A 20,147-nucleotide genomic window follows, 5' to 3' on the forward strand; every position below is an offset into this window, starting at 1 on the left:
CCAACGGGACCGGCAGTTCTCCGACCGACGGTGTCCGTGAAGGCCTCCTTGCCTACCCTGACATCCGTGAAGGGGCCCTTCACGGATGTCAGCGATGGTCGTGAGTGGCTCCCCGGCCGAGACGTGTCGCGAAAGCCACTTTCGCGACGTCTGATGTCTCGAAAGTGGCTTTCGCGACATGGCCGCCACGCGGTCGCGAGCCAAGCCTCACGCCGCATGCGCCAGCGTCAGCGCACCACCCGCCGCCGAAAGCACCAGAACGGACCAGCGGACGGAGCGTTCGCCGACCCGGCGGCTCAGCGCCCGTCCCAGCAGATCACCGGCGAGCGCCGCACCCGCCACCGCGACGAGGACGCTCACGGGCACCTCCACCCAGCCGAGGCTGGGCAGTGCCACCAGGCCGAGCAGGAAGAAGTAGATCGACAGCGTCCCGCGTGTCTCGTCCGCGCCCCAGCCCGCACTCGCCCCGTACACCGCCACGGCCGGACCGGACAGCCCGGCGACGGAGTTCATCGCCGCGCTCAGCACGCCCGCGCCGACGGCACCCGTCTTACCCGCGAGCCGTCTGCTGGTGATGCCGCTCGCCAGGATGCCGACCGCGACGACACAGCAGCCGCCCGCGGCGAGCAGCAGCGGCCGCGCGGGAACACCGCGCACCACGAACGCGACGACCGGGGTGAAGACCACCGCGGGCACCGTCAGCCACGCGACCTGCTTCCACCTGATCGCCCGCCAATGGGTGATCGCGACCGCCAGGTAGACCGGGAAGCCGAGTAGCAGGGTGAGCCGGACGGCGTCGAGCGGGCCCAGTGCCAGCGCGAGAAACGGTACGCACAGCAGGGAAAGCCCCATACCTGACAAACGCTGGGCGACGACCCCGGCCGCCGCCGCGAGCGAGGTCATGGCCAGGGTTCCCACCGGTCCATTGTGGAGCCGGTGCTCGAACACCGGTAGCCGGTATCCGGCGAGGACGTCATAGCCCATCGCTATGACAGGACGTCACTTTCCTTGGTGAGTAAACCCGCCAAGGAGGCCTTCCCGCGAACTGGACCCGTCGATCGCGCGGGTTCTGGCACTTCTGGCCGTTCCAGCCGTGCCGCACGCTCAGCGTCATTGCCTTTGGAACAGACGGGAGCGTGAGATGAAGATCGGTGTCCCTCGTGAAGTCAAGAACCACGAGTACCGGGTCGCGGTGACGCCCGCGGGCGTGCACGAATTCACTTCGGCCGGGCACGAGGTGTTCGTCGAGCGCGGAGCAGGCGAAGGGTCCTCCGTGCGCGACGAGGACTACGCTGCGGCCGGCGCGAAGGTGCTCGACAGCGCCGACGACGTCTGGGCGACCGGAGACCTCGTGCTCAAGGTCAAGGAGCCGATCGCGGAGGAGTACCACCGCCTGCGCCGCGACCAGCTGCTGTTCACGTACCTGCACCTCGCCGCGAGCGAGCCCTGCACGCGGGCGCTGCTGGACGCGGGCACGACGTCGGTGGCCTACGAGACCGTGCAGCTGCCGAACGGTTCGCTGCCCCTGCTGTTCCCGATGAGCGAGGTCGCCGGACGGCTGGCCCCGCAGGTCGGCGCGCAGACGCTGATGCGCGCCAACGGCGGGCGGGGCGTGCTCATCGGCGGCGTCTCCGGCGTCGCCCCGGCGCGCGTGGTCGTCCTCGGCGCCGGTGTCGCGGGCATGAACGCGGTCGCCGGCGCGGCCGGGACCTGGGCCGACGTCGTCCTGTTCGACAAGAACGTCGACAAGCTCCGTGCCGCCGACCGGATGTACCAGGGCCGGATCCGCACCGCCGCGGCCAACGCGTACTCGATCGAGGAGGCCGTAGTCGAGGCCGACCTTGTGATCGGCGCGGTGCTCGTGCCGGGAGCCAAGGCGCCGAGCCTGGTGTCGAACGAGCTCGTCTCCCGGATGAAGCCGGGCAGCGTGCTCGTCGACATCTCCGTCGACCAGGGCGGCTGCTTCGAGGACACGCGGCCGACCACGCACGCGGAACCGACGTTCACCGTGCACAACTCGGTGTTCTACTGCGTCGCCAACATGCCCGGCGCCGTGCCGCACACCTCGACGTACGCGCTGACGAACGTCACGCTGCCGTACGCGCTGGAGCTGGCGAACAACGGTCTCTCCGGCGCCCTCGCGCGATGCCCGGAGCTGCGCGGCGGGGTCAGCACGGTGGACGGGCGGCTGACGTCCGCGCCGGTCGGCGAGGCGCTCGGGATCGACTCGGTCGCGCTGGACGACGTGCTCGGTTAGGTGGTGCGGGCCGGGATCTGGAGCTAGGTTCAGATCCCGGCCCCGTCGCCGAGAGGGAGGTGCCGTTGCCGCGAACGTTGATCGAAATCGACCGGACGTCCGCCGAGCCGCTCTACCGGCAGGTGCGGCGCGCCATCGAGCACGGCATCGCGATCGGCACCTTCGACCCGGCGCACCGGCTGCCGAGCTCGCGTGAACTGGCCGCCGAACTGAGCGTTTCCCGCAACACCATCAACCTCGCCTACCAGGAGCTGGTCGCCGAAGGGTTCGTGGAGAGCCGGGAGCGCAGCGGGCTGTTCATCAACGCGGAGATGCGGCCGCATTGCGCCGTGCAGGAGCGCGGCACCACCCCGGCCATCGACTGGAGCGCGCGGGTGCGCCGGTACCCGGACGCCGGGGTGCCCCATATCGAGAAACGCCCGGACTGGCACACCTATCCGTATCCGTTCCTCGCCGGCCAGGTCGACGTCACCGCGTTCCCGGCGCGGTCGTGGACCCGCTGCCTGCGCGACGCGCTGTACCGGCCGCACGTCTTCCCGAGCCTGCAGGACAGTGTCGGCTCGGACGACCCGATGCTGGTCGACCTGATCTGCCGCCAGCTGCTCACCGCGCGGGGGATCGAGGCCGACCCGTCCGAGGTGCTGATCACCGTCGGTTCGCAGCAGGGCCTCGACCTGCTCGGCCGCGCGCTGCTCGGCCCGGACAGCGTCGTGGCGATGGAGAACCCGGGATACCTCGACGCCCGGCACATCTTCCTGCGCACCGGCGCCGGGCTGCGCGGCGTCGACGTCGACCAGAGCGGCCTGCGCCCGCCGGAGACGCTCGACGGCGTCGACCTGCTCTATCTCACCCCGAGCCACCACCATCCGACGAACGCGACGTTGAGCATCGGCCGCCGCCGTCGCCTGCTCAGCCTCGCCGCGAGTGCGGGCACGGTCCTGGTCGAGGACGACTACGACAGCGAATTCCGGTACCACGGCAGCCCCACGCCCGCGCTCAAGGCGCTCGACGGCACCGGTGACGCGATCTACCTCGGCACCTTCTCCAAATTCCTCTCACCCGGCCTGCGGCTGGGGTACCTGGTCGGGCCGCGCGAGCTGGTGCGGGAACTGCGGGAGATCCGCCGGTACGTGCTGCGGCATCCGCCCGGTCACCTCCAGCGGGCGCTGGCGCTGCTCATCGACAGCGGCGAGTATCACCGGTCCCTGCGCCGCTACCGCACGAAACTGATGCGGAAATGGGAGGCGACCTGCGCCGCGGTCACCGAACACCTGCCGTGGACACAGGCGGCGTACCCGCCGGGCGGGGTCAGCCTCTGGATGACCGGGCCGTCCGAACTGGACTGCCGGGCGCTGATCGAACGCGCCGAGCGCGACGGCGTCCTGATCGAGCCCGGAGACATCTTCTTCGTCGGGGAAGAGCCGCCGCGCAACCACTTCCGGATCGGCTTCGCGGCCGTCCCGTTGCGCGACATCGACCCTGGTATCCGCTTGCTCGGTGAGGCCTGCCGCGACCTGCTCGCGTAACTGGTACCACCGCAGCGGAGCGTTCTGGACCTGTTCAGGCGACCAGACGTGCCGCAATCTCTGGGGATCCCTCGTGAGCCCGGGAGGCCTGTGTGGAATTCCTTCGAGAAGATCCCCAGCGTGCAGCCGATTTCGTCGCGCTCGGCGGCACCGTCCTCACCCTCGACGCGGCGGGGAGACGGGTCCGCGCGCTGGCCGCGACCGGCGGGCGGATCACCGCGCTCGGTTCCGAACGGGAGATCTCACGGCTGATCGGCCCGGAGACCACCGTGCTCGACCTGGCGGAGCGCGCGGTGATCCCCGGTTTCGTCGAGTCCCACAACCATCCGGCGTTCTTCGGGATGACGCTGGCCGCGCCGGTCGACGCCGGCAGCCCGCCCAACGACACCATCGCCGACATCGCCGGCCGGGTCGCGCAGGCGGCCAAGGATCTCGGTCCTGGGGAGTGGATCCGCGGTTTCCGGTACGACGACACGCTGCTCGCGGACGGCCGTCATCCGACGCGCGCGGACCTCGATCCCGTCTCCGGTCGCAATCCCGTGGTCCTGACCCATGTTTCCGGGCACTTCTGCACCGCGAACTCGCTCGCCCTGCGCGAAGTCGGGATCACCGCCGAGACCCCGGACCCGCCAGGCGGCCTCATCGTGCGCGATGCCCGGGGCGAGCCGACCGGGGTACTCGTCGAGACGGCGGCCTTCCTCGTCACGTCCCGGCTTCCCGGGCAGAGCGCGGGCGAACTGGCCGAAGCCCTGCTGCTGGCGGATGAGGAATACCTCGCAAACGGCGTGACTTCCGTGCACGACACCGGGATCGGTCTCATCGGCGGCGCGGCGGAACTCGAGGCGTACGCGCTGCTGAGGCGAGCCGGGAAACTCCGTGTCCGGGTGCGTGGCTACCTGTTCGACGGCCTGCTTCCCGGCCTCGCCGAGGGCGAACCGGAAGCCCCGCAAGACGGCGCGGACGACAAGTTCGCGATGACCGGCGTCAAGATCGTCGCGGACGGGTCGATCCAGGGCAAGACCGGCTGCCTCGCGGAGGGTTACACCTGCGACCCGGACGAGCACGGCATGATGCTGCTCGAACCCGCCGACCTCGGCCGCCGGATCGCCGCGCTCGACGCGGCGGGCTGGCAGGTCGCCGTGCACGGCAACGGGGACGCGGCGATCGACGCGATCATCGACGGCTATTCGCGGCTGGGCTCGCCGAGCGGCACCGGCAGGCGGCACCGGATCGAGCACTGCCAGACGGTGCGCGAAGACCAGCTGGACCGGATGGCCGCCCACGACGTCCTCGCGTCGTTCTTCGTCAAACATGTCTACTACTGGGGAGACCGGCATCGTGACGTCTTCCTCGGCCCCGAGCGGGCCCGCCGGATCAGCCCGCTGGTCTCGGCCCGCTCGCGCGGAATCCACTTCGGACTGCATTCGGACACCCCGGTGACCCCGGTGCCGCCGCTGGAGGGGATCTGGTGCGCGGTACGCCGGATCACCAGGCAGGGCAAGGTGCTCGGCCCGGAACAGGCCGTGGACGTCGACGCCGCGCTGCGTGGCTACACGATCGACGCCGCGTACCTGGCGGGCGAGGAGGACGTCAAGGGCAGCCTGGAGGTCGGGAAGCTCGCCGATCTCGCGGTGCTCTCCGATGACCCCACCACGGTCGATCCGGACCGGATCCGCGAGCTGACCGTGGACGCCACCGTCAGTGGCGGCGAGGTCGTCTGGCGGCGCGAGACGACGGGAGCACGGCGATGATCCGCAGCTGGCCGAGTGTCCTCATAGGACTGTTCGTTCCTGCTATCGCCCTCCTGGCGGGGATTCTGCTGCTCTCCGGATCGACGGCATCGGTGCTGGGCATCCCGGTGCTGTTCTTCTGGGTGTTCTGCTGCTGCCCGCTGACCACCCTGTGCCTGTGGATCAGCTGGCGTTTCTTCGACCGCGCCCACTACCCGGAGGACGACTGATGCTGATCGCGATCGTGGCGGTGATGGCGGGTTCGATCGGGCTCGCGGTATGGGCGGGACGGTCGACACGCGGCGGCGGGATCTCGGAGTTCCTCGTCGGCGGCCGGTCGTTCCCGGCTTGGCTGGTGTACTTCCTCGCGGTCGGCGAGGTGTACAGCATCGGGACGATGATCGGGTTCCCGAGCGGCATCTACGCGCACGGCGCGAGCTACGGGATCTGGTTCCTCGGCTACATCCTGCTCGCGTACTCACTGGGCTATTTCCTGGCGCCGCTGGTGTGGCGGGCGGCGAAACGGTACGACGCGATGACCGTGCCCGACGTGTTCGGGCGGCATTTCGGCAGCAGGCGGCTGGAACTGATCACCTGCGTCACGATGCTGATCGCGCTGGTCCCGTGGGGGCAGTACCAGTTCATCGGTCTCCAGGTGGTGCTGAGCAATCTGGGGCTGCGGCTGGATCCCGTGCAGTGTGTGGTGCTGGCGGGCATCGTGGCGTTCGTCTACATCGCCGTCTCCGGCGTGCGGTCGCCCGCGTTCGTGTCGATCCTCAAGGATTTCTTCATGCTGCTCGGCGTCGTGCTCGTCGGGGTGGCCGTCGTGATCGCCGCGGGCGGTACCGCGAAGGTCAGCGGACCCGAGGTGCTGAGCGCGGCGCAGACCACCATGGGCGGATCGGAACTCACCTTCGCGATGACCACGATCCTCTTCCAGAGCATCGTGTTCTACCTCGGTTTCGGTGGCGCCTACGTGTTCCCGGCCCGTTCCGAACGCGCGGTGAAGAGCTCGACGGTGTGGATGCCGATGTACATGCTGATCTACCCGTTCCTGGTGCTGGCCGCCTACTACGGCGTGCGCGCGCATCCGGATCTGGAGAACCCCAACACGGTGTTCATGGTGACGGCCAAGGGTTTGCTGCCCGACTGGCTGCTGGGCCTCGTCGCCGCCGGCGCCGCGCTGTCGGGTGTGCTGGTGCTCGCCGCGACCGCGCTCACCATCGGCGGGATGGTCTGCCGCAACCTCGCGCCGAACGTCCCGGCCGCCGCGCAACGGCGGTGGACGGTCGTCGCGGTGGCGAGTTTCCTGGTGCTGGCAGCGGTACTGACCCTCGTCGCGTCGACGTTGATGCTCACCATCCTGAACCTGACCTACAACCTGCTCGCCCAGGTCGTCCCCGGCTGGCTCGCGATCCTGTTCGTGCGCCGGGTGCGGACGGCCGCGGTGGCCGCCGGGATGGTCACCGGGGTGCTCACGGCGATCGCCCTGTACGTCACCGGTGCGACGTTCGGTGGTTTCAACGCGGGGCTGGTGTCGCTCGGGGTGAATCTGGCCGTGGTGGTGATCTGGAGCCTGGCGGCGCCGGACAAGGCGCGGACCCCGGTGGCACGGTCGGCCGACAGCGCTCCGGACCCGGAAGTGGTGCCGTCGCTCAGCCGATGAGACGAGCGATCACGCGTGATTGAAGGCGTAACTCGCGTGATCAGAGGCGTAACTCGCGTGATTGAAGGCGTAACTCACGCACCGCGTGTCATCCGCCCGGAATCACGCGAGTTACGGCTCCAATCACGCGAGTTACGGCTTCAGACACGCATCATCCGGCTAGCTCGACCGGGTCCGCCACGACCGCAGGGCGAGACGCCGCGCGGGCGGAGGTGCCGTGGCTTCCTCGGGCACCTGCTCTCCGTACACCGCCTTCGCGACCGAGAGTTTCAGCTCGCGGCACCGCCGGACGACGTGGGGCGGGAAGCCGGTACCGGTCGGCCGGTCCGGCGTCCCGCCCGTCTCGGCGTCGAACGGCGTCCAGCCCGAGCCGAGCTCGATCAGGCTGCGGTGTTTGGTCGTGTAGTACCCGCGCGTCACGCTCATCGCGAGGCCGGTCGCGCCCGCGGCCGCGGCGACGAGGTGCAGGTGGTACCGGCTGGAGATCCAGGTCTGCCCGGGCGCCATCGGCGGGCCGTGGCGCCAGATGTCACGGAACGGATGGAATTCCGCGCCGGCGAGTTCGTGCTCCAGCAGCGCCGGAACGGCGCGGTCGACCCGGGGGATCCCTTCGACGACGGCGAGCTGCTCGGGGTGGATCTCCCACGCCCGCACCAGACCCAGCACCTGGGCGGCCAGTTCGGACGGCTCGAAGGCGCCGATGTCGGACTGTACGCACAGGACGAATTCGCGCGCCTGCGCGGCGGCTCTGGGCTCGGGCGGCTCCAGGAAGACGTCGTCGCAAGTCCGGGCGACCCCGGGAAGCAGTTCCGCCGACGGATCGTCGCGGACGTCGACGACGTCGAACCGGTCGGTGAGCGACCGGAGCAGGTCGGTGGCGCCGGGCGGGAACGGCGTCAGGCCCTGCCCGGTCATGGCCGTGCGGGCACCCGATCGCCGGGCGGCGGCCGCGGCGCCCGCGATCAGCCCGATATGCCTTGGCCACAACGCGTTGAGGTAGCCACCGCCGATCAGGTGCACCACGTCGGTCCGGCCGAGGAGGTCGATACCGGCGTCCCACCGCGGCGCGAGCCCGGGGTCGTCCACCGCCGACTGCACCCAGCGCGCCACTTCCCACGGATCGTCCGACGGCGCCTCACCGCACAGGCGCCACAGGGTGTCCGTGCAGCGGAGGCGTGGATGCAGCCCGTCCAAGAGCACTCGCGCGGGTCCCGGCGAGTGGGTGTCGAGCCAGACGTCGGCCTCCGGATCGATCCGCGCCAGGTGGCGCAGCCACGTCGCCGCGATCAGTTCGTCGCCGTAGTTGGGAAAACCGCTCGGGCCGATCAGATAGTGACAAGCGCGGGCGGGCGGATCGCTCCGCCCACCCGCGCTTCCGTCGAAGGTCACTGCGCGACGGTGATCTGCGTGTCCAACGCCTGATCGCCTTGCGCCTTCTCGTTGCCGGTCGCTTCGGTCTTGACGCGATCCTTGGCCACGCCCGCGGCTTCCAGCGCGGCGGTGATCGCTTCGGCGCGCTTTTCCGACAGCGCCTTGGACTTTTCCGCGTCGGGGTAACCCGCATGGGTGGCGACGGTGATCTTGACGTCGTTGCCCTGCATGGCCTTGGCGATCTCGCCGAGTGCCGTCTTGCTCTTCTCGGTCAGTTCGGCGCTTTCCGTGGTGAAGGTGATCGGCGACTGCTGGAGCGCCTGCTGGATCGCCGCGGTCACCTTTTGCGCCGCCTCACCGCCGGCCTGACCCGCGTCTCCGGTGCCCGCTCCCGAAGAAGCCGGGGCGCCGGCGCCGGAGGACGACGCGGCGGCCGCGCTTGAAGCGGTTCCATTCGCGCCGGATGTCCCAGCCGCACCGTTTTCGCCCTCGGATCCGCACGCGGCGACCAGGCCGGCCACGATCGCGACGCCCGTTACCGTCCGGGCAATTTTCCTGCGCATGAAGTTCGAACTCCCTTTGGCCGTGTCCGCTTTGGCTGACCCCAGGGATACGAACACGAACGGGCTAAATGCGCCAACCGTGATCGTGTGTGACCGACCTCGGCCGTGTCGTGGGCATTGTGTGGAGAAATCGCGTCGACCAGGAAACCTTTTGGCGTGACGGACTCACTGGGCGCACTCGTACGGCCGCGAACGGTCGGCAAGTCCACCCGAGTGAGCGACCACCCCTGCCGTCTCCGCGTCTTGCTCACGGAGGTTTTCCCTTACTGGAAAGGAGAACTCTCCGACTCACCCATCCGTCGCGTTCGAGTTGCCGCACCCGGCGAATGGACTTTGATGGAGGTATGCGCCGGTCTTCGGCGTATTCGAACCAGGTGAGGAGTTCTCGTGGGTATCGACTTCGAAGGCATGAAGGACAAGGTGAGCGGGGAGCACGTCGACAAGGCCGCCGATTTCGCGAAGTCCCGCTTCGGTGAACACTCCGACAAGATCGACTCGGCCGCCGACAAGGCCAAGGGTTTCCTCGGCGAGTCCGGTGGCGAACAGCAGAACGAAGGGCAACAGCAGGGCGGCGGTTTCGGTAACGACGCACCCGGCGGCCAGGGCGGCAACGACTTCGGCGGCGGCCAGGGCAACGAGTACGGCGGTGACCAAGGGCAGCGCGCCGACTTCGGCGGCGACCAGGGCAACGAATACGGCGGTGACCAAGGACAGCGCGCCGAGTTCGGCGGGAACAGCGGTGAAGAGGGTGGCTACGGCCGCTGAGCCATCCGCGGCTCAGGGAAGGGAACCGGCGGCGTTCAGCCCCGGGAGAGCAGTTCGAGGACGTCCCGGAACGGCGCGTACCCGGACGTGACCGAGGTGTCGAGAACCCGGGAGCGGCGGTAGAAGGGACTGAGGTCGAGCCCCACGCCGATCCCGCGGATCTCGACGCCGTTCTCCTCTCGCAACACCGTTTCCCGCAGATGCTCGTCCAGGTAGTGCGGATCGTTCGCGAGGCTCGTCGCGCCGTCCATGGGGCTGCCGTCGGAGAGGACGAGCAGGATCCGGCGTGCCTCCGTTCGCGCGCGCATCCGGCCGCAGGCCCAGGCCACCGCCTCGCCGTCGATCCCTTCCCGGAACAGATCGGCCTTCAGCAGCGCCGCGAGGTCCGGGCGTGCCCGGCGCCACGGGGTTTCGGCGTCCTTGAACACGAGGTGCAGGCGTTCGTTGAGCCTGCCGGGATGGCGCGGCCGTCCCGCTCGTCTCCACTCCCGCCCGGGTCCGCCGCCGTTCCAGGCGCCGGTCGTGAAGCCGAGCACCTCGCAGGTGGCGCCGGCGAGTTCGATCGACCGCGCGAAGAGGTCGACCAGCGAGGCGACGGGTTCCGCGTGCGCGGTCATCGAACCCGAACAGTCGATCAGGAACGTCACGAGGGTGTCCGCCACCGGCTCGATCCGTTCGGTGCGGAAGATGCGGCGTTCGGTGGGGGAGCTAATCAGCTGTGCCAGCGTGCGGCCGTCGAGCTGGCCTTCCTCCTGGCCGCCGTCCCAGCCGTCGCGCGCGGGCTCGGCCAGCACCGCCTTGAGGTCGCGTGCCAGCCGTCCTAGCCCGACGCCCTGCCTGCCGACACGCCGGTCGAGCCGTTCGCGGAGTTCGGCCAGCAGCCCGGGGCGCACCAGGTCCGACGCCCGCCGTTCGCGGTCGTACGCGGTGGTGAAAACCCGGTACGCCGCACCGGATTCGCCCAAGGCCCGGCTGGTGCCGGCGGTCGCGGTGGGAATCTGTTCGCCGTGGCTCGCGTCGAAGTCGATCACGAGACTGAACCGCGGGTCGGTGGGATCGCTCTCGTCTTCGGCGGCCTGCTCGGTCCCGGCGAGCAGGCCGCCGGCCGTCCGGGCGATCGCCAATGCGTGTTCGGCGAACGCCTTCTGGTCCGTCCGGTGCCGCCGAAGCCCGGCGAGGTCGTGGCCGAGGGAAGGCGCCAGCGCGAACCTGGTCGCCTCGATGAGGTCCTCGGTCTCCTCGACCACCGGTTCGCCGGTGATCCTCGACCGGCAGATCTGCGCGACCGTGTACAGCAGCAACCCGCGTGCGGTCTCGGTCAGGCCGGAGCGGTGGAACTCCAGTGACCAGCGCAGATGACGCAGGCGCAGGTTCCGCCGCATTCCCGGCAGGTCCGCGGGCGGGAGCGATTCGACGCGGAACTGTTCCAGCAGCTCGAAAATCCCGCGTTCGGCCGGGTCTCGCGGGCACAGGCTCCGGTGCAAGGCGGCGTCGGAGGACGTCAGGCGCAGCGCCATCCCGTCCGCGATCCCGCGGGACGACAGCAGATCGTCGTCGGCCGAGTGGCGGAGATGCGGTGCGTGCAGGGGGAGCGGGTCGCGCCCGCGGTGCAGGCGCCGTGCCCGGAAGTGGAGCGCCGGATCGCCGGTGAGCGCGCGGACCGCGGCCGCGCACAGCTCCTCGACCTGGTTGCGGCGCCGGGTTTCGGCCTGCCCCGCGGTCATGCCGAGAGCAGGTGGAGCTCGTCGTCGAAGCAGCGCTGGAAGTACTCCGCCACCAGGTCGCGCTCGGCTTCGTCGCATTTGTTCACGAAGGACAGCCGGAACGCCGTCGCCGGATCGCCGAAGATCTCGATGTTCTCCGCCCAGGTGATCACGGTGCGCGGGGACATCAGGGTGGACAGGTCACCGGCCTGGAAACCCTTGCGGGTCAAGGCGGCCACCGCGACCAGCGACGCCGCCAGCGACTCGGAAACGCTGGGGACCCTCGCCCGCACTATCGCGATCTCCTCGGCGGCGGGCAGGTAGTTCAGCGACGCCACGATGTTCCAACGGTCGATCTGCGCGTGGTTCAGTCGCTGCGCGCCGTGGTAGAGCCCGTTGAGGTTGCCGAGCCCGACCGTGTTGGCGGTGGCGAACAGCCGGAACGACGGATGCGGACGCAGGACGCGGTTCTGATCGGTGAGGGTGAACTTGCCGTCCCGTTCGAGCACCCGCTGGAGCACGAACATGACGTCCGGGCGGCCGGCGTCGTACTCGTCGAGCACCAGCGCGACCGGCCGCTGCAGCGCCCACGGGAGGATGCCCTCCTGGAACTCGGTGACCTGCTTGCCCTCACGGAGGACGACGGCGTCGCGGCCGACGAGGTCGAGGCGGTTGAGGTGGCCGTCCAGGTTGACGCGCACGCACGGCCAGTTGAGCCGCGCGGCGACCTGCTCGATATGGGTCGATTTCCCGGTGCCGTGCAGGCCCTGCACCAGTACCCGGCGGTCGCGGGTGAAGCCGGCGAGCAGGGCCAGCGTCACGTCCGGGTTGAAGCGGTACGCCTCGTCGATCTCGGGGACGTGTTCGCCGCGTTCACGGAACGCGCCGACGACGAGGTCCGAATCGATGCCGAAGACTTCGCGTACCGGGAGCCGTAGCTCGGGGACCATGAGAACTCCTTACGACGGAACACTTTCCGGTTCGGACGCGCCCTCGGCGTCGACGCGGCTGATCGCTTCGGCCGCGCGCTGCAACGCGGGGAGTGTCTGCAGCGCCTTGTCCGGCGTCAGCCGCATGACGGGTGCCTGCACGGCGACGCAGAGGTTGGCGCGCCCTGGCACGAGGACCGCGACGCACACCAAGCCGGGTAGGAACTCCTCGTCGTCGAGAGCGAACCCGTCGCGGCGGATGCGGGTGAACTCGGCTTCGAGCGCGTCGAGGTCGGTGAGGGTCTTGTTCGTGTACTGCTTGAGCGGCGCGTGCGCGAGCAGCTTCCGCCGCTGCGACGGGCTCATCTGCGCGAGGATCATCTTGCCGCTGGCCGAACAGTGGATCGGCACGCGCGAGCCGGGCCGGAGGTAGAACCGCAGCGGTTCCGGCGTCTCCACCCGGTCGAGGTACACGATCTCGTTGCCCGACAACGTGGTCACGTTGCAGCTCTCGCCGAGTTCGTCGACGAGGTGGCGCAGGACGGCGTGCCGGGCGCCGTGGTGGGTCGCGTTGAGGAGCAGGTTCTCCGCGAGCCGTCGCAGCCGGTGGCCGGTGCCGTAGTGGCGGCCGTCGGCCTGGCGGACCAGCAGGCCGGCCCCTTCGAGCTGCTGCAGCATGCGGTGCAGCGTCGGTTTCGGCAGGCCGGTCTCCTCGACGAGCCCCTGCAGCGAGACCAGCTGGTCCTTGGCGGCGATCAGCTCGAGCAGGGAGAACAGCCGCATGGTCGGCGTGTCCCCGTTGATCGGATCGGGTTCGCGAAGCAGCTCCATGTTCCGAAAAGTAGCACACAGCGTCTCGGTTTCCAGAATCTGACGTTGACGCTCGTCGATCCGCGTCCTATCGTCGGTCGCATCCTGATTTCAGGAACGCCACGTATCGTTTTTTGTAAATCTGCCTGTCGAAGGAGCGGAACATGACGGAACGGAAGACGGGTGACGGCCGCGTGGTCGTCAGCGGCCGGAAGAAGATGACCCCGTCCGAGGCCTTCGTCGAGACGCTCGTGGCGAACGGCGTCACCGACATCTTCGGCATCATGGGGTCGGCGTTCATGGACGCGATGGACATCTTCGCGCCGGCCGGCATCCGGCTGGTACCGGTCGTGCACGAACAGGGCGCGGGGCACATGGCCGACGGCTACGCCCGGGTGAGCGGCAGGCACGGCGTCGTCATCGGGCAGAACGGTCCCGGGATCAGCAACTGCGTCACCGCGATCGCCGCCGCCTACTGGGCGCACAGCCCGGTCGTCATCGTGACGCCGGAAGCGGGCACGATGGGCACCGGCCTCGGCGGTTTCCAGGAGGCCAACCAGCTGCCGATGTTCCAGGAGTTCACCAAGTACCAGGGGCACGTCAACAACCCGAAGCGGATGGCCGAGTACACCGGCCGGTGCTTCGACCGGGCCCACTCGGAGCTCGGGCCGACGCAGCTCAACATCCCGCGCGACTTCTTCTACGGCGAGATCGAGGCCGAGATCCCGGAGCCCGCCAGGCTCGATCGCGGTCCCGGCGGCGAGCGGAGCCTCGACGAGGCCGCGGCGCTCCTGGCCACGGCGGAGTTCCCGGTGATCATCTCCGGTGGCGGCGTCGTGATGGCCGACGGCGTCGAGGAGTGCAAGGCGCTCGCGGAACGTCTCGGCGCGCCGGTGGTGAACAGCTACCTGCACAACGACTCGTTCCCGGCGAGTCACCCGCAGTGGTGCGGGCCGCTGGGATACCAGGGCTCCAAGGCCGCGATGAAACTGATCTCGCAGGCGGACGTCGTGATCGCGCTCGGCTCGCGGCTCGGCCCGTTCGGCACCCTGCCGCAGCACGGCATGGACTACTGGCCCAAGGACGCGAAGATCATCCAGATCGACGCGGACCACAAGATGCTCGGCCTGGTCAAGAAGATCACCGTCGGTATCTGCGGCGACGCCAAGGACGCGGCGGTCGCGCTGACCAAGCGCCTCGCGGACAGGACGTTGGCCTGTGACTCCACAAAGGACGCCCGCGCCGCCAAGATCAAGGCGGAGAAGGACGCGTGGGAGGCCGAACTCGACGCCTGGACCCACGAGACCGACCCGTTCAGCCTCGACATGATCGCGGAACAGGAGAGCGAGGAGGGCAACTGGCTCCACCCGCGGGAAGTGTTGCGGGAGCTGGAGAAGGCGATGCCGCCGCGCGTGATGGTGTCGACCGACATCGGCAACATCAACTCGGTCGCGAACAGCTACCTGCGCTTCGAGGAGCCGCGCAGCTTCTTCGCCCCGATGAGCTTCGGCAACTGCGGGTACGCGCTGCCGACCATCATCGGCGCCAAGGCCGCGGCGCCCGACCGGCCCGCGATCTCCTACGCCGGCGACGGCGCGTGGGGGATGAGCATGGGCGAGATCATGACCGCGGTCCGCCACGACATCCCGGTCACGGCGGTGGTTTTCCACAACCGGCAGTGGGGCGCGGAGAAGAAGAACCAGGTCGACTTCTACAACCGGCGGTTCGTCGCGGGTGAGCTGGAGAGCGAGAGCTTCGCGGGGATCGCGAAGGCGATGGGCGCGGAAGGCATCGTCGTCGAGAAGCTCGACGAGGTCGGTCCCGCCCTGCAGCGCGCCGTCGACGCGCAGATGAACGAGGGCAAGACGACCGTCATCGAGATCATGTGCACCCGTGAGCTGGGCGACCCGTTCCGGCGGGACGCGCTGTCCAAGCCGGTGCGGTTCCTGGAGAAGTACAAGGACTACGTGTAGTCCGCGGTTTCGCGCGTGAAGGCCCCCTTCACTCGGCTCAGCCGAGGGAAGGGGGCCTTCACGCGCATTGGGGTGTTGATGAAGGAATTGGGACCCTCGACGTCCAGATTCCTTCATCAACACCTCACTGCTGGCGTCGGGTTGGTCGCTGGGGCAGGGGTGCGTTGCGAAAGCCACTTTCGCAACCTTCAACGTTGCGAAAGTGGCTTTCGCAACGTCGGGCCCGGAGGCGGCCGCGAGAAGCGGCGCAGGTGGGGCAGGGGCATGTCGCGAAAGCCACTTTCGGGACATCAGGCGTCGCGAAAGTGGCTTTCGCGACGCCCCGGGGAGGCGCGGCGCCGGTGCCACCAAGGTGCCGGCCCCCAGCCAACTGGACCCATCGAACGCCGCCGCTCTGGTGCTGGGCCGGTGCCAGCCGGGTTGCGAAAGTCAAGGCACAGACTCGTGTCTCGAAGGAGGTCTCCGGTGGACGTCACCCAGCTGCGAGCGCAGGCCCGCAGGCATCTCGGCCCGCACTTCACCCGCAAGGACACCTGGGCCTCGGATTTCCCGGTGTTCGTACGCGGCGAGGGAAGCTACCTGATCGACACCGAAGGACGCCGCCATCTCGACGGTCTCGCCGGGCTCTTCTGCGTCAACATGGGCCACGGGCGCGCCGACATCGCCAAGGCCGCCGCCGACCAGGTCGGCACCCTGGCCTACGCGAGCAACTGGGGTTCGGCGCACACCCCGGCGATCGAGGCGGCCACGTTGCTGGCCGAGCTCGCGCCCGGCGACCTCGGGACGACGTTCTTCGTCAACTCGGGCTCGGAGGCGGTGGAAACCGCGCTGAAGTTCGCCCGGCAGTATCACCGCAGCCAGGGGCAGCCCGAGCGGACGAAGATCATCAGCCGCGACATGGCGTACCACGGCACGACCATCGGCGCCCTCTCGGTGACCGGGCTGGCGAAGATCAAGGAACCCTTCGGCCCGCTCATGCCGGGCGTCCGGCACGTGCCGAACACGTTGGGACTGCTGGGAGACTGCGGTCCGGCGTCCGAATTGGACTGTGTCACGGCGATCGAGCGGGTCATCCTGGAGGAAGGGCCGGAGACGATCGCGGCGCTGTTCGCCGAGCCGGTGCAGAACGGCCGCGGCGCGCTGGTGCCGCCGAAGGGATACTGGCCCGCTTTGCGCGCCCTGTGCGACAAGTACGGCATTCTGCTCGTGTCCGACGAGGTCATCTGCTCATTCGGCAGGCTGGGCCACTGGTTCGGGCACGGCGTCACCGGGGTGGTGCCCGACCTGATCACCTTCGCCAAGGGATCGACGTCGGGGTACGCGCCGCTCGGCGGGGTGATCGTGCGCGAGAAGCTGGTCACCGAGCTGTACGACTCGCCCAAGGGCGGCGTCTTCACCCACGGCGCCACGTGGGGCGGGCATCCGGTCGCCACCGCCGTCGCCGTCGCGAACCTCACCGCGATGCGGGACGAGCGCGTGCTCGACAACGTGCGCATCGAGGGCCCGGAGCTGTTCGCCGCGCTGAACTCGCTCAAGTCCGCGCATCGCTGCGTCAAGGACGTCCGCGGCACCGGGTTCTTCTACGCCATCGAGCTGATGGCCGACCGCGACAGCGGCCGTGAGCTGACCGAGGCCGAGTCGTTGAAGGTGCTTCGCGAGGTGCTCCCGGAGGCGTTCCGGCGCACGGGCGTCATCCTCCGCGGCGACGATCGCGGCGCGACGATGCTGATGATCTCGCCGCCGCTCGTCGCCGATCGCGAGGTGCTCACCGAGCTTCTGCACGGCGTCGACGCGATGCTCAACGACGTCGAGAAGGCCGTCCAGCCCTGATCCTCTGTTCACCACGTGGGGGTCGCCGTCTTCCGGCGGCCCCCACTTCGTCCGTGGAGGTACTTCGATGAGCCTGACCACCGAGGTCACGCCGGACGCCACGCTCGACGGCTGGCGGGAGACGTTGCGCGGCGGGGATCTCCGCGTCGCCTTGCCGGACGGCGACGACGATCGCGCCGTCCAGGCCGCGCTGGCGCTGCGGGACGAAGGCATCGTTCGGCCGCTGCTTTTCGGTGACGGGGCATGCCTTCGCGCGGCAGGGGCCACGGAAGACCTGATCGTGGACGTCGCGGAGGCCATCACCGACGACCGGATCGAGTCCGCCCTGGCAGCGGGATTCGAGCGTCGTCCGGAGAAACTCGACGCCGCCCGGCGCGATCCGGTGTTCGTGGCGGCCGCGGCCTTGCGAGCGGGCGTCGTGGACGCTTGTGTCGCCGGCGCGGCCCGGCCGACCGCCGACGTCCTGCGCGCGGGGCTCCGGGTCGTGGGCCTGGCCCCGGGAGTGTCCACTTTGAGCAGTTGCTTCCTGCTGCTGCTCCCGGACGGGCGGCGGCTGACCTTTTCGGACTGTGCCGTGGTCCCCGAACCGGGCGCGGACCAGCTGGCGGACATCGCCCTCGCCGCCGCGGCGACCCACCGCGGCCTGACGGGCGAAGACCCCGTGGTCGCGATGCTGTCGTTCAGCACGCAGGGGAGCGCCGCCCATCAGCGCGTCGACGTCGTCCGCGAGGCGACTTCGCTGGTGCGGCAGCGGGAACCCGGTCTCCCCGTGGACGGCGAGTTGCAGTTCGACGCGGCGCTGGTGGCGTCGATCGCGGCGGCCAAGGCGCCCGGATCCGCGGTCGCCGGCCGCGCGAACGTCCTCGTCTTCCCGAATCTGGACGCCGGCAACATCGGCTACAAGATCGCCGAGCGGCTCGGCGGGGCCGTCGCGCTCGGCCCGATCCTCCAGGGCCTCGCCGCGCCGCTCAACGATCTCTCCCGCGGTTGCTCGTCCTCCGACATCGAAACGCTCGCGCTGCTGAGCGCGGTCCAAGCTAGCCGAGCAGGGCGAGGGTGACGTAGGCGATGGTGCCGACGAGCAGCGTGGAGAGCAGGCCGAGCAGCAGCGCCCGGCCGCCGGTGCGGACCAGGGTGCCGATCCGGACCGCGCAACCGAGCCCGAAGAGCGCTCCCGCCAGCAACAGCGTGCAGATCACCTTGGCGACGTCGAGCGCGACGCCCGGCAGGATCCCGGTGCTGCGCACCACCACCATCGCCAGGAAACCGAGGACGAACAGCGGGACCAGCGGCGCGCGCTTCCCGCCCGCGGACGGGCGGCGACGGCGTTCGTGCACGCTGACCGCCGCGACCATCGGCGCCAGCAGGACGACCCGGCTCAGCTTCACCACCACGGCGACCGCGACGGCGGCGGTTCCCGCCGGGGTGGCGGCCGCGACGACCTGCGCGACCTCGTGCACGCCCAACCCGGCCCAGCCGCCGATCCGCAGCGCGTCCATGCCCAGCCAGCCGCCGAGCAGCGGGACCGCCGCGATCGCCAGGCCTCCGTAGAAGGTGACCAGGGCGACCGCGGTCGCGACGTCGGAGTCTTCACGCTCGACGACGCCTTCCATCGCCGCGATCGCCGACGCGCCACAGATGGAGAACCCGGTCGCGACCAGCATCGCGAGACCGCGCGGGACGCCGATCAGCCTCCCGAGCCCGATCGTGCCGAGGAACGTGAGACCGACCGTCAGCACGACCGCGAGCAATGTGCCGGGACCGAGGGAAAGCACCGAAGGGAGCGCGAGTTGCAAGCCGAGAAGGACGACACCGGCGCGCAGGAGCTTCTTCGTCACCTTCGCGATGGCTTGCCGGGTGCCGTCCGAGAGCACCGGCAGCGAGCCGGCGAGCACCCCGAGCACGACCGCGAGCGTGAGGGCGCTGAGCACCGGAACGGCGGTGCTCAGCAGGTACGCGACGGCCACACCGAGCGCAGTGACGGCGAGACCGGTCAGATGCGGCTTCGTCCGCCGCGCATACGTGGTGCTCATGGTGACGAGCGTCGTCCGGAGAGGACAGTGCCGGTAGCCGCGAATGCGGCGGGTAGGTCATGCAGTTTGGCTATGACAGCGCCGGAGCTGGACTCCCTGCGCCTGCTCGTCCTCGTCGGCGAACTGGGCAGCATCGGGCAGGCCGCGGCCACCCTCGGGATCGCGCAGGCGTCGGCGAGCAAGCGGCTGTCCTTTGTGGAGCGGCGGCTCGGCCTGGTGCTACTGGACCGGACCCGCCGCGGTTCCGTGCTCACCCCGGACGGCCGCGTGATCGCCGGCTGGGCGCGCCGCGTGCTCACCGAGCTCGACGGGCTGCTCGACGGCGCCGGGGCCCTGCGGACCCGTCACGAGGCCGGACTCCGCGTCGCGGCGAGCATGACACTGGCCGAGCATCTGGTCCCCGGCTGGATCGGCGAGCTCAAACGCGCGAACCCGGGCCTCTACCTCGGCCTCGAGGTCACGAATTCGGATCAGGTCGCCGTACTGGCCCGCGAGGGCAAGGTCGACCTCGGTTTCGTCGAATCGCCCGGCGCGCTGCCCGGTCTCACCTCGCGGAAGGTCGCGGGGGACCACCTCGTGGTGGTCGTCTCCGGCGCCCATCCCTGGGCGCGCGAACGTCGTCCGCTGACCCCGGCGGAGCTGGCGAGCACGCCGCTCGTGGTGCGCGAACACGGTTCCGGAACCAGGGAGACCGTCGACGCCGCCTTGCGCGGGGCCGGGGTGGGGGCGGTGAAACCGTTGCTGGAGCTGGGTTCCGCCTCCGCCGTCCGCAACGCCGTGATCGCGGGAGCCGGCCCCGCGGTGATCAGCGCACTGGACGTCACCGGCCACGATCTCGTGCCCGTCGCGGTGGAGGGTGTCGACTTCGGACGCGTCCTGCGCGCGGTGTGGCCCGCCGGGCGGCGCCTCGACGGCCCGGCGGCGGAACTGCTGGCCTTGGCGACGCGCAAGCCGTCCTGAGTGGTATCTGGACCCCTTTCCCACATCGTAA

17 protein-coding genes are annotated in these 20,147 nt (G+C 69.8%); 10 read left to right on the forward strand and 7 right to left on the reverse strand.

Annotated elements, in window-relative coordinates; translation table 11 throughout:
- Window positions 1-207 precede the first annotated feature (207 nt).
- Window positions 208-984, reverse strand: coding sequence for a sulfite exporter TauE/SafE family protein (locus tag NQK81_RS43085; RefSeq protein WP_257486094.1), 777 nt, complete (start codon window positions 982-984; stop codon window positions 208-210).
- Between the two features lie 157 nt (window positions 985-1,141).
- Here NQK81_RS43085 and ald point away from each other — a divergent pair, with 157 nt between their 5' ends.
- From ald to NQK81_RS43110, 5 genes are all read left to right on the forward strand, one after another.
- Window positions 1,142-2,257 carry an alanine dehydrogenase gene (gene ald, locus NQK81_RS43090; protein ID WP_257486095.1) on the forward strand — a complete coding sequence of 372 codons (1,116 nt, stop codon included), beginning with the start codon at window positions 1,142-1,144 and terminating at the stop codon, window positions 2,255-2,257.
- Window positions 2,258-2,322: 65 nt separating this feature from the next.
- Window positions 2,323-3,783, forward strand: coding sequence for a MocR-like pyridoxine biosynthesis transcription factor PdxR (gene pdxR, locus NQK81_RS43095; RefSeq protein ID WP_257486096.1), 1,461 nt, complete (start codon window positions 2,323-2,325; stop codon window positions 3,781-3,783).
- A 92-nt stretch (window positions 3,784-3,875) separates the two neighbouring features.
- The gene (locus tag NQK81_RS43100) at window positions 3,876-5,534 is read left to right on the forward strand and encodes an amidohydrolase (RefSeq protein ID WP_257486097.1); all 1,659 of its coding nucleotides are present in this window, start codon (window positions 3,876-3,878) and stop codon (window positions 5,532-5,534) included.
- The gene (locus tag NQK81_RS43105) at window positions 5,531-5,743 is read left to right on the forward strand and encodes a DUF3311 domain-containing protein (RefSeq protein ID WP_257486098.1); all 213 of its coding nucleotides are present in this window, start codon (window positions 5,531-5,533) and stop codon (window positions 5,741-5,743) included. Before NQK81_RS43100 ends, NQK81_RS43105 begins: the two co-directional genes overlap by 4 nt.
- Window positions 5,743-7,179, forward strand: a complete 1,437-nt coding sequence (locus NQK81_RS43110; protein ID WP_257486099.1) for a sodium:solute symporter family protein — start codon at window positions 5,743-5,745, stop codon at window positions 7,177-7,179. Before NQK81_RS43105 ends, NQK81_RS43110 begins: the two co-directional genes overlap by 1 nt.
- Before the next feature lie 159 nt (window positions 7,180-7,338).
- Here NQK81_RS43110 and NQK81_RS43115 read toward each other — a convergent pair whose 3' ends face one another.
- Entirely contained in the window at window positions 7,339-8,568 is a 1,230-nt protein-coding gene (locus tag NQK81_RS43115) for a polysaccharide pyruvyl transferase family protein (RefSeq protein ID WP_257486100.1), read from the reverse strand.
- Entirely contained in the window at window positions 8,565-9,170 is a 606-nt protein-coding gene (locus tag NQK81_RS43120) for an OmpA family protein (protein ID WP_257486101.1), read from the reverse strand. The genes NQK81_RS43115 and NQK81_RS43120 overlap by 4 nt, the downstream gene beginning before the upstream one ends.
- Before the next feature lie 330 nt (window positions 9,171-9,500).
- On the opposite strand from NQK81_RS43120, the gene NQK81_RS43125 reads away from it, so the two are divergent.
- The gene (locus NQK81_RS43125; RefSeq protein WP_257486102.1) at window positions 9,501-9,878 is read left to right on the forward strand and encodes an antitoxin; all 378 of its coding nucleotides are present in this window, start codon (window positions 9,501-9,503) and stop codon (window positions 9,876-9,878) included.
- 35 nt (window positions 9,879-9,913) lie between these two features.
- Here the strand turns inward: NQK81_RS43125 and NQK81_RS43130 are convergent, their stop codons facing one another.
- The 3 genes from NQK81_RS43130 to NQK81_RS43140 are packed head-to-tail and all read right to left on the reverse strand — an operon-like array spanning window position 9,914 to window position 13,341.
- Complete coding sequence (locus NQK81_RS43130; protein ID WP_257486103.1) at window positions 9,914-11,602, reverse strand: cobaltochelatase CobT-related protein; 1,689 nt, start codon at window positions 11,600-11,602, stop codon at window positions 9,914-9,916.
- Window positions 11,599-12,531, reverse strand: a complete 933-nt coding sequence (locus tag NQK81_RS43135; protein ID WP_257486104.1) for an AAA family ATPase — start codon at window positions 12,529-12,531, stop codon at window positions 11,599-11,601. The genes NQK81_RS43130 and NQK81_RS43135 overlap by 4 nt, the downstream gene beginning before the upstream one ends.
- A gap of 9 nt (window positions 12,532-12,540) precedes the next feature.
- Window positions 12,541-13,341, reverse strand: a complete 801-nt coding sequence (locus tag NQK81_RS43140; RefSeq protein ID WP_126734248.1) for an IclR family transcriptional regulator — start codon at window positions 13,339-13,341, stop codon at window positions 12,541-12,543.
- Window positions 13,342-13,484: 143 nt separating this feature from the next.
- Here NQK81_RS43140 and xsc point away from each other — a divergent pair, with 143 nt between their 5' ends.
- From xsc to NQK81_RS43155, 3 genes are all read left to right on the forward strand, one after another.
- Entirely contained in the window at window positions 13,485-15,293 is a 1,809-nt protein-coding gene (gene xsc / locus NQK81_RS43145) for a sulfoacetaldehyde acetyltransferase (RefSeq protein WP_126734247.1), read from the forward strand.
- A 465-nt stretch (window positions 15,294-15,758) separates the two neighbouring features.
- Window positions 15,759-17,123 carry an aspartate aminotransferase family protein gene (locus NQK81_RS43150; RefSeq protein WP_257486105.1) on the forward strand — a complete coding sequence of 455 codons (1,365 nt, stop codon included), beginning with the start codon at window positions 15,759-15,761 and terminating at the stop codon, window positions 17,121-17,123.
- A gap of 67 nt (window positions 17,124-17,190) precedes the next feature.
- Window positions 17,191-18,183 carry a phosphotransacetylase gene (locus NQK81_RS43155; RefSeq protein ID WP_257486106.1) on the forward strand — a complete coding sequence of 331 codons (993 nt, stop codon included), beginning with the start codon at window positions 17,191-17,193 and terminating at the stop codon, window positions 18,181-18,183.
- On the opposite strand, the gene NQK81_RS43160 is transcribed toward NQK81_RS43155, so the two are convergent.
- Window positions 18,161-19,156 carry a YeiH family protein gene (locus tag NQK81_RS43160; protein WP_257486107.1) on the reverse strand — a complete coding sequence of 332 codons (996 nt, stop codon included), beginning with the start codon at window positions 19,154-19,156 and terminating at the stop codon, window positions 18,161-18,163. The genes NQK81_RS43155 and NQK81_RS43160 overlap by 23 nt on opposite strands.
- A gap of 72 nt (window positions 19,157-19,228) precedes the next feature.
- Here NQK81_RS43160 and NQK81_RS43165 point away from each other — a divergent pair, with 72 nt between their 5' ends.
- Window positions 19,229-20,116 (forward strand): LysR family transcriptional regulator, encoded by an 888-nt coding sequence (locus NQK81_RS43165; protein ID WP_257486108.1) that lies wholly within the window; start codon window positions 19,229-19,231, stop codon window positions 20,114-20,116.
- Window positions 20,117-20,147 lie beyond the last annotated feature (31 nt).

Source organism: Amycolatopsis roodepoortensis (genome assembly GCF_024628825.1).
Lineage (GTDB): Bacteria > Actinomycetota > Actinomycetes > Mycobacteriales > Pseudonocardiaceae > Amycolatopsis > Amycolatopsis roodepoortensis.

Coding starts and splice junctions, on each gene's coding strand:
- NQK81_RS43085 (WP_257486094.1), bottom strand. CDS start 984: ATGGGCTATGACGTCCTCGCCGGATACCGGCTACCGGTGTTCGAGCAC.
- ald (WP_257486095.1), top strand. CDS start 1,142: ATGAAGATCGGTGTCCCTCGTGAAGTCAAGAACCACGAGTACCGGGTC.
- NQK81_RS43105 (WP_257486098.1), top strand. CDS start 5,531: ATGATCCGCAGCTGGCCGAGTGTCCTCATAGGACTGTTCGTTCCTGCT.
- NQK81_RS43110 (WP_257486099.1), top strand. CDS start 5,743: ATGCTGATCGCGATCGTGGCGGTGATGGCGGGTTCGATCGGGCTCGCG.
- NQK81_RS43130 (WP_257486103.1), bottom strand. CDS start 11,602: ATGACCGCGGGGCAGGCCGAAACCCGGCGCCGCAACCAGGTCGAGGAG.
- NQK81_RS43135 (WP_257486104.1), bottom strand. CDS start 12,531: ATGGTCCCCGAGCTACGGCTCCCGGTACGCGAAGTCTTCGGCATCGAT.
- NQK81_RS43140 (WP_126734248.1), bottom strand. CDS start 13,341: ATGGAGCTGCTTCGCGAACCCGATCCGATCAACGGGGACACGCCGACC.
- xsc (WP_126734247.1), top strand. CDS start 13,485: ATGACGGAACGGAAGACGGGTGACGGCCGCGTGGTCGTCAGCGGCCGG.
- NQK81_RS43155 (WP_257486106.1), top strand. CDS start 17,191: ATGAGCCTGACCACCGAGGTCACGCCGGACGCCACGCTCGACGGCTGG.
- NQK81_RS43160 (WP_257486107.1), bottom strand. CDS start 19,156: ATGAGCACCACGTATGCGCGGCGGACGAAGCCGCATCTGACCGGTCTC.
- NQK81_RS43165 (WP_257486108.1), top strand. CDS start 19,229: ATGACAGCGCCGGAGCTGGACTCCCTGCGCCTGCTCGTCCTCGTCGGC.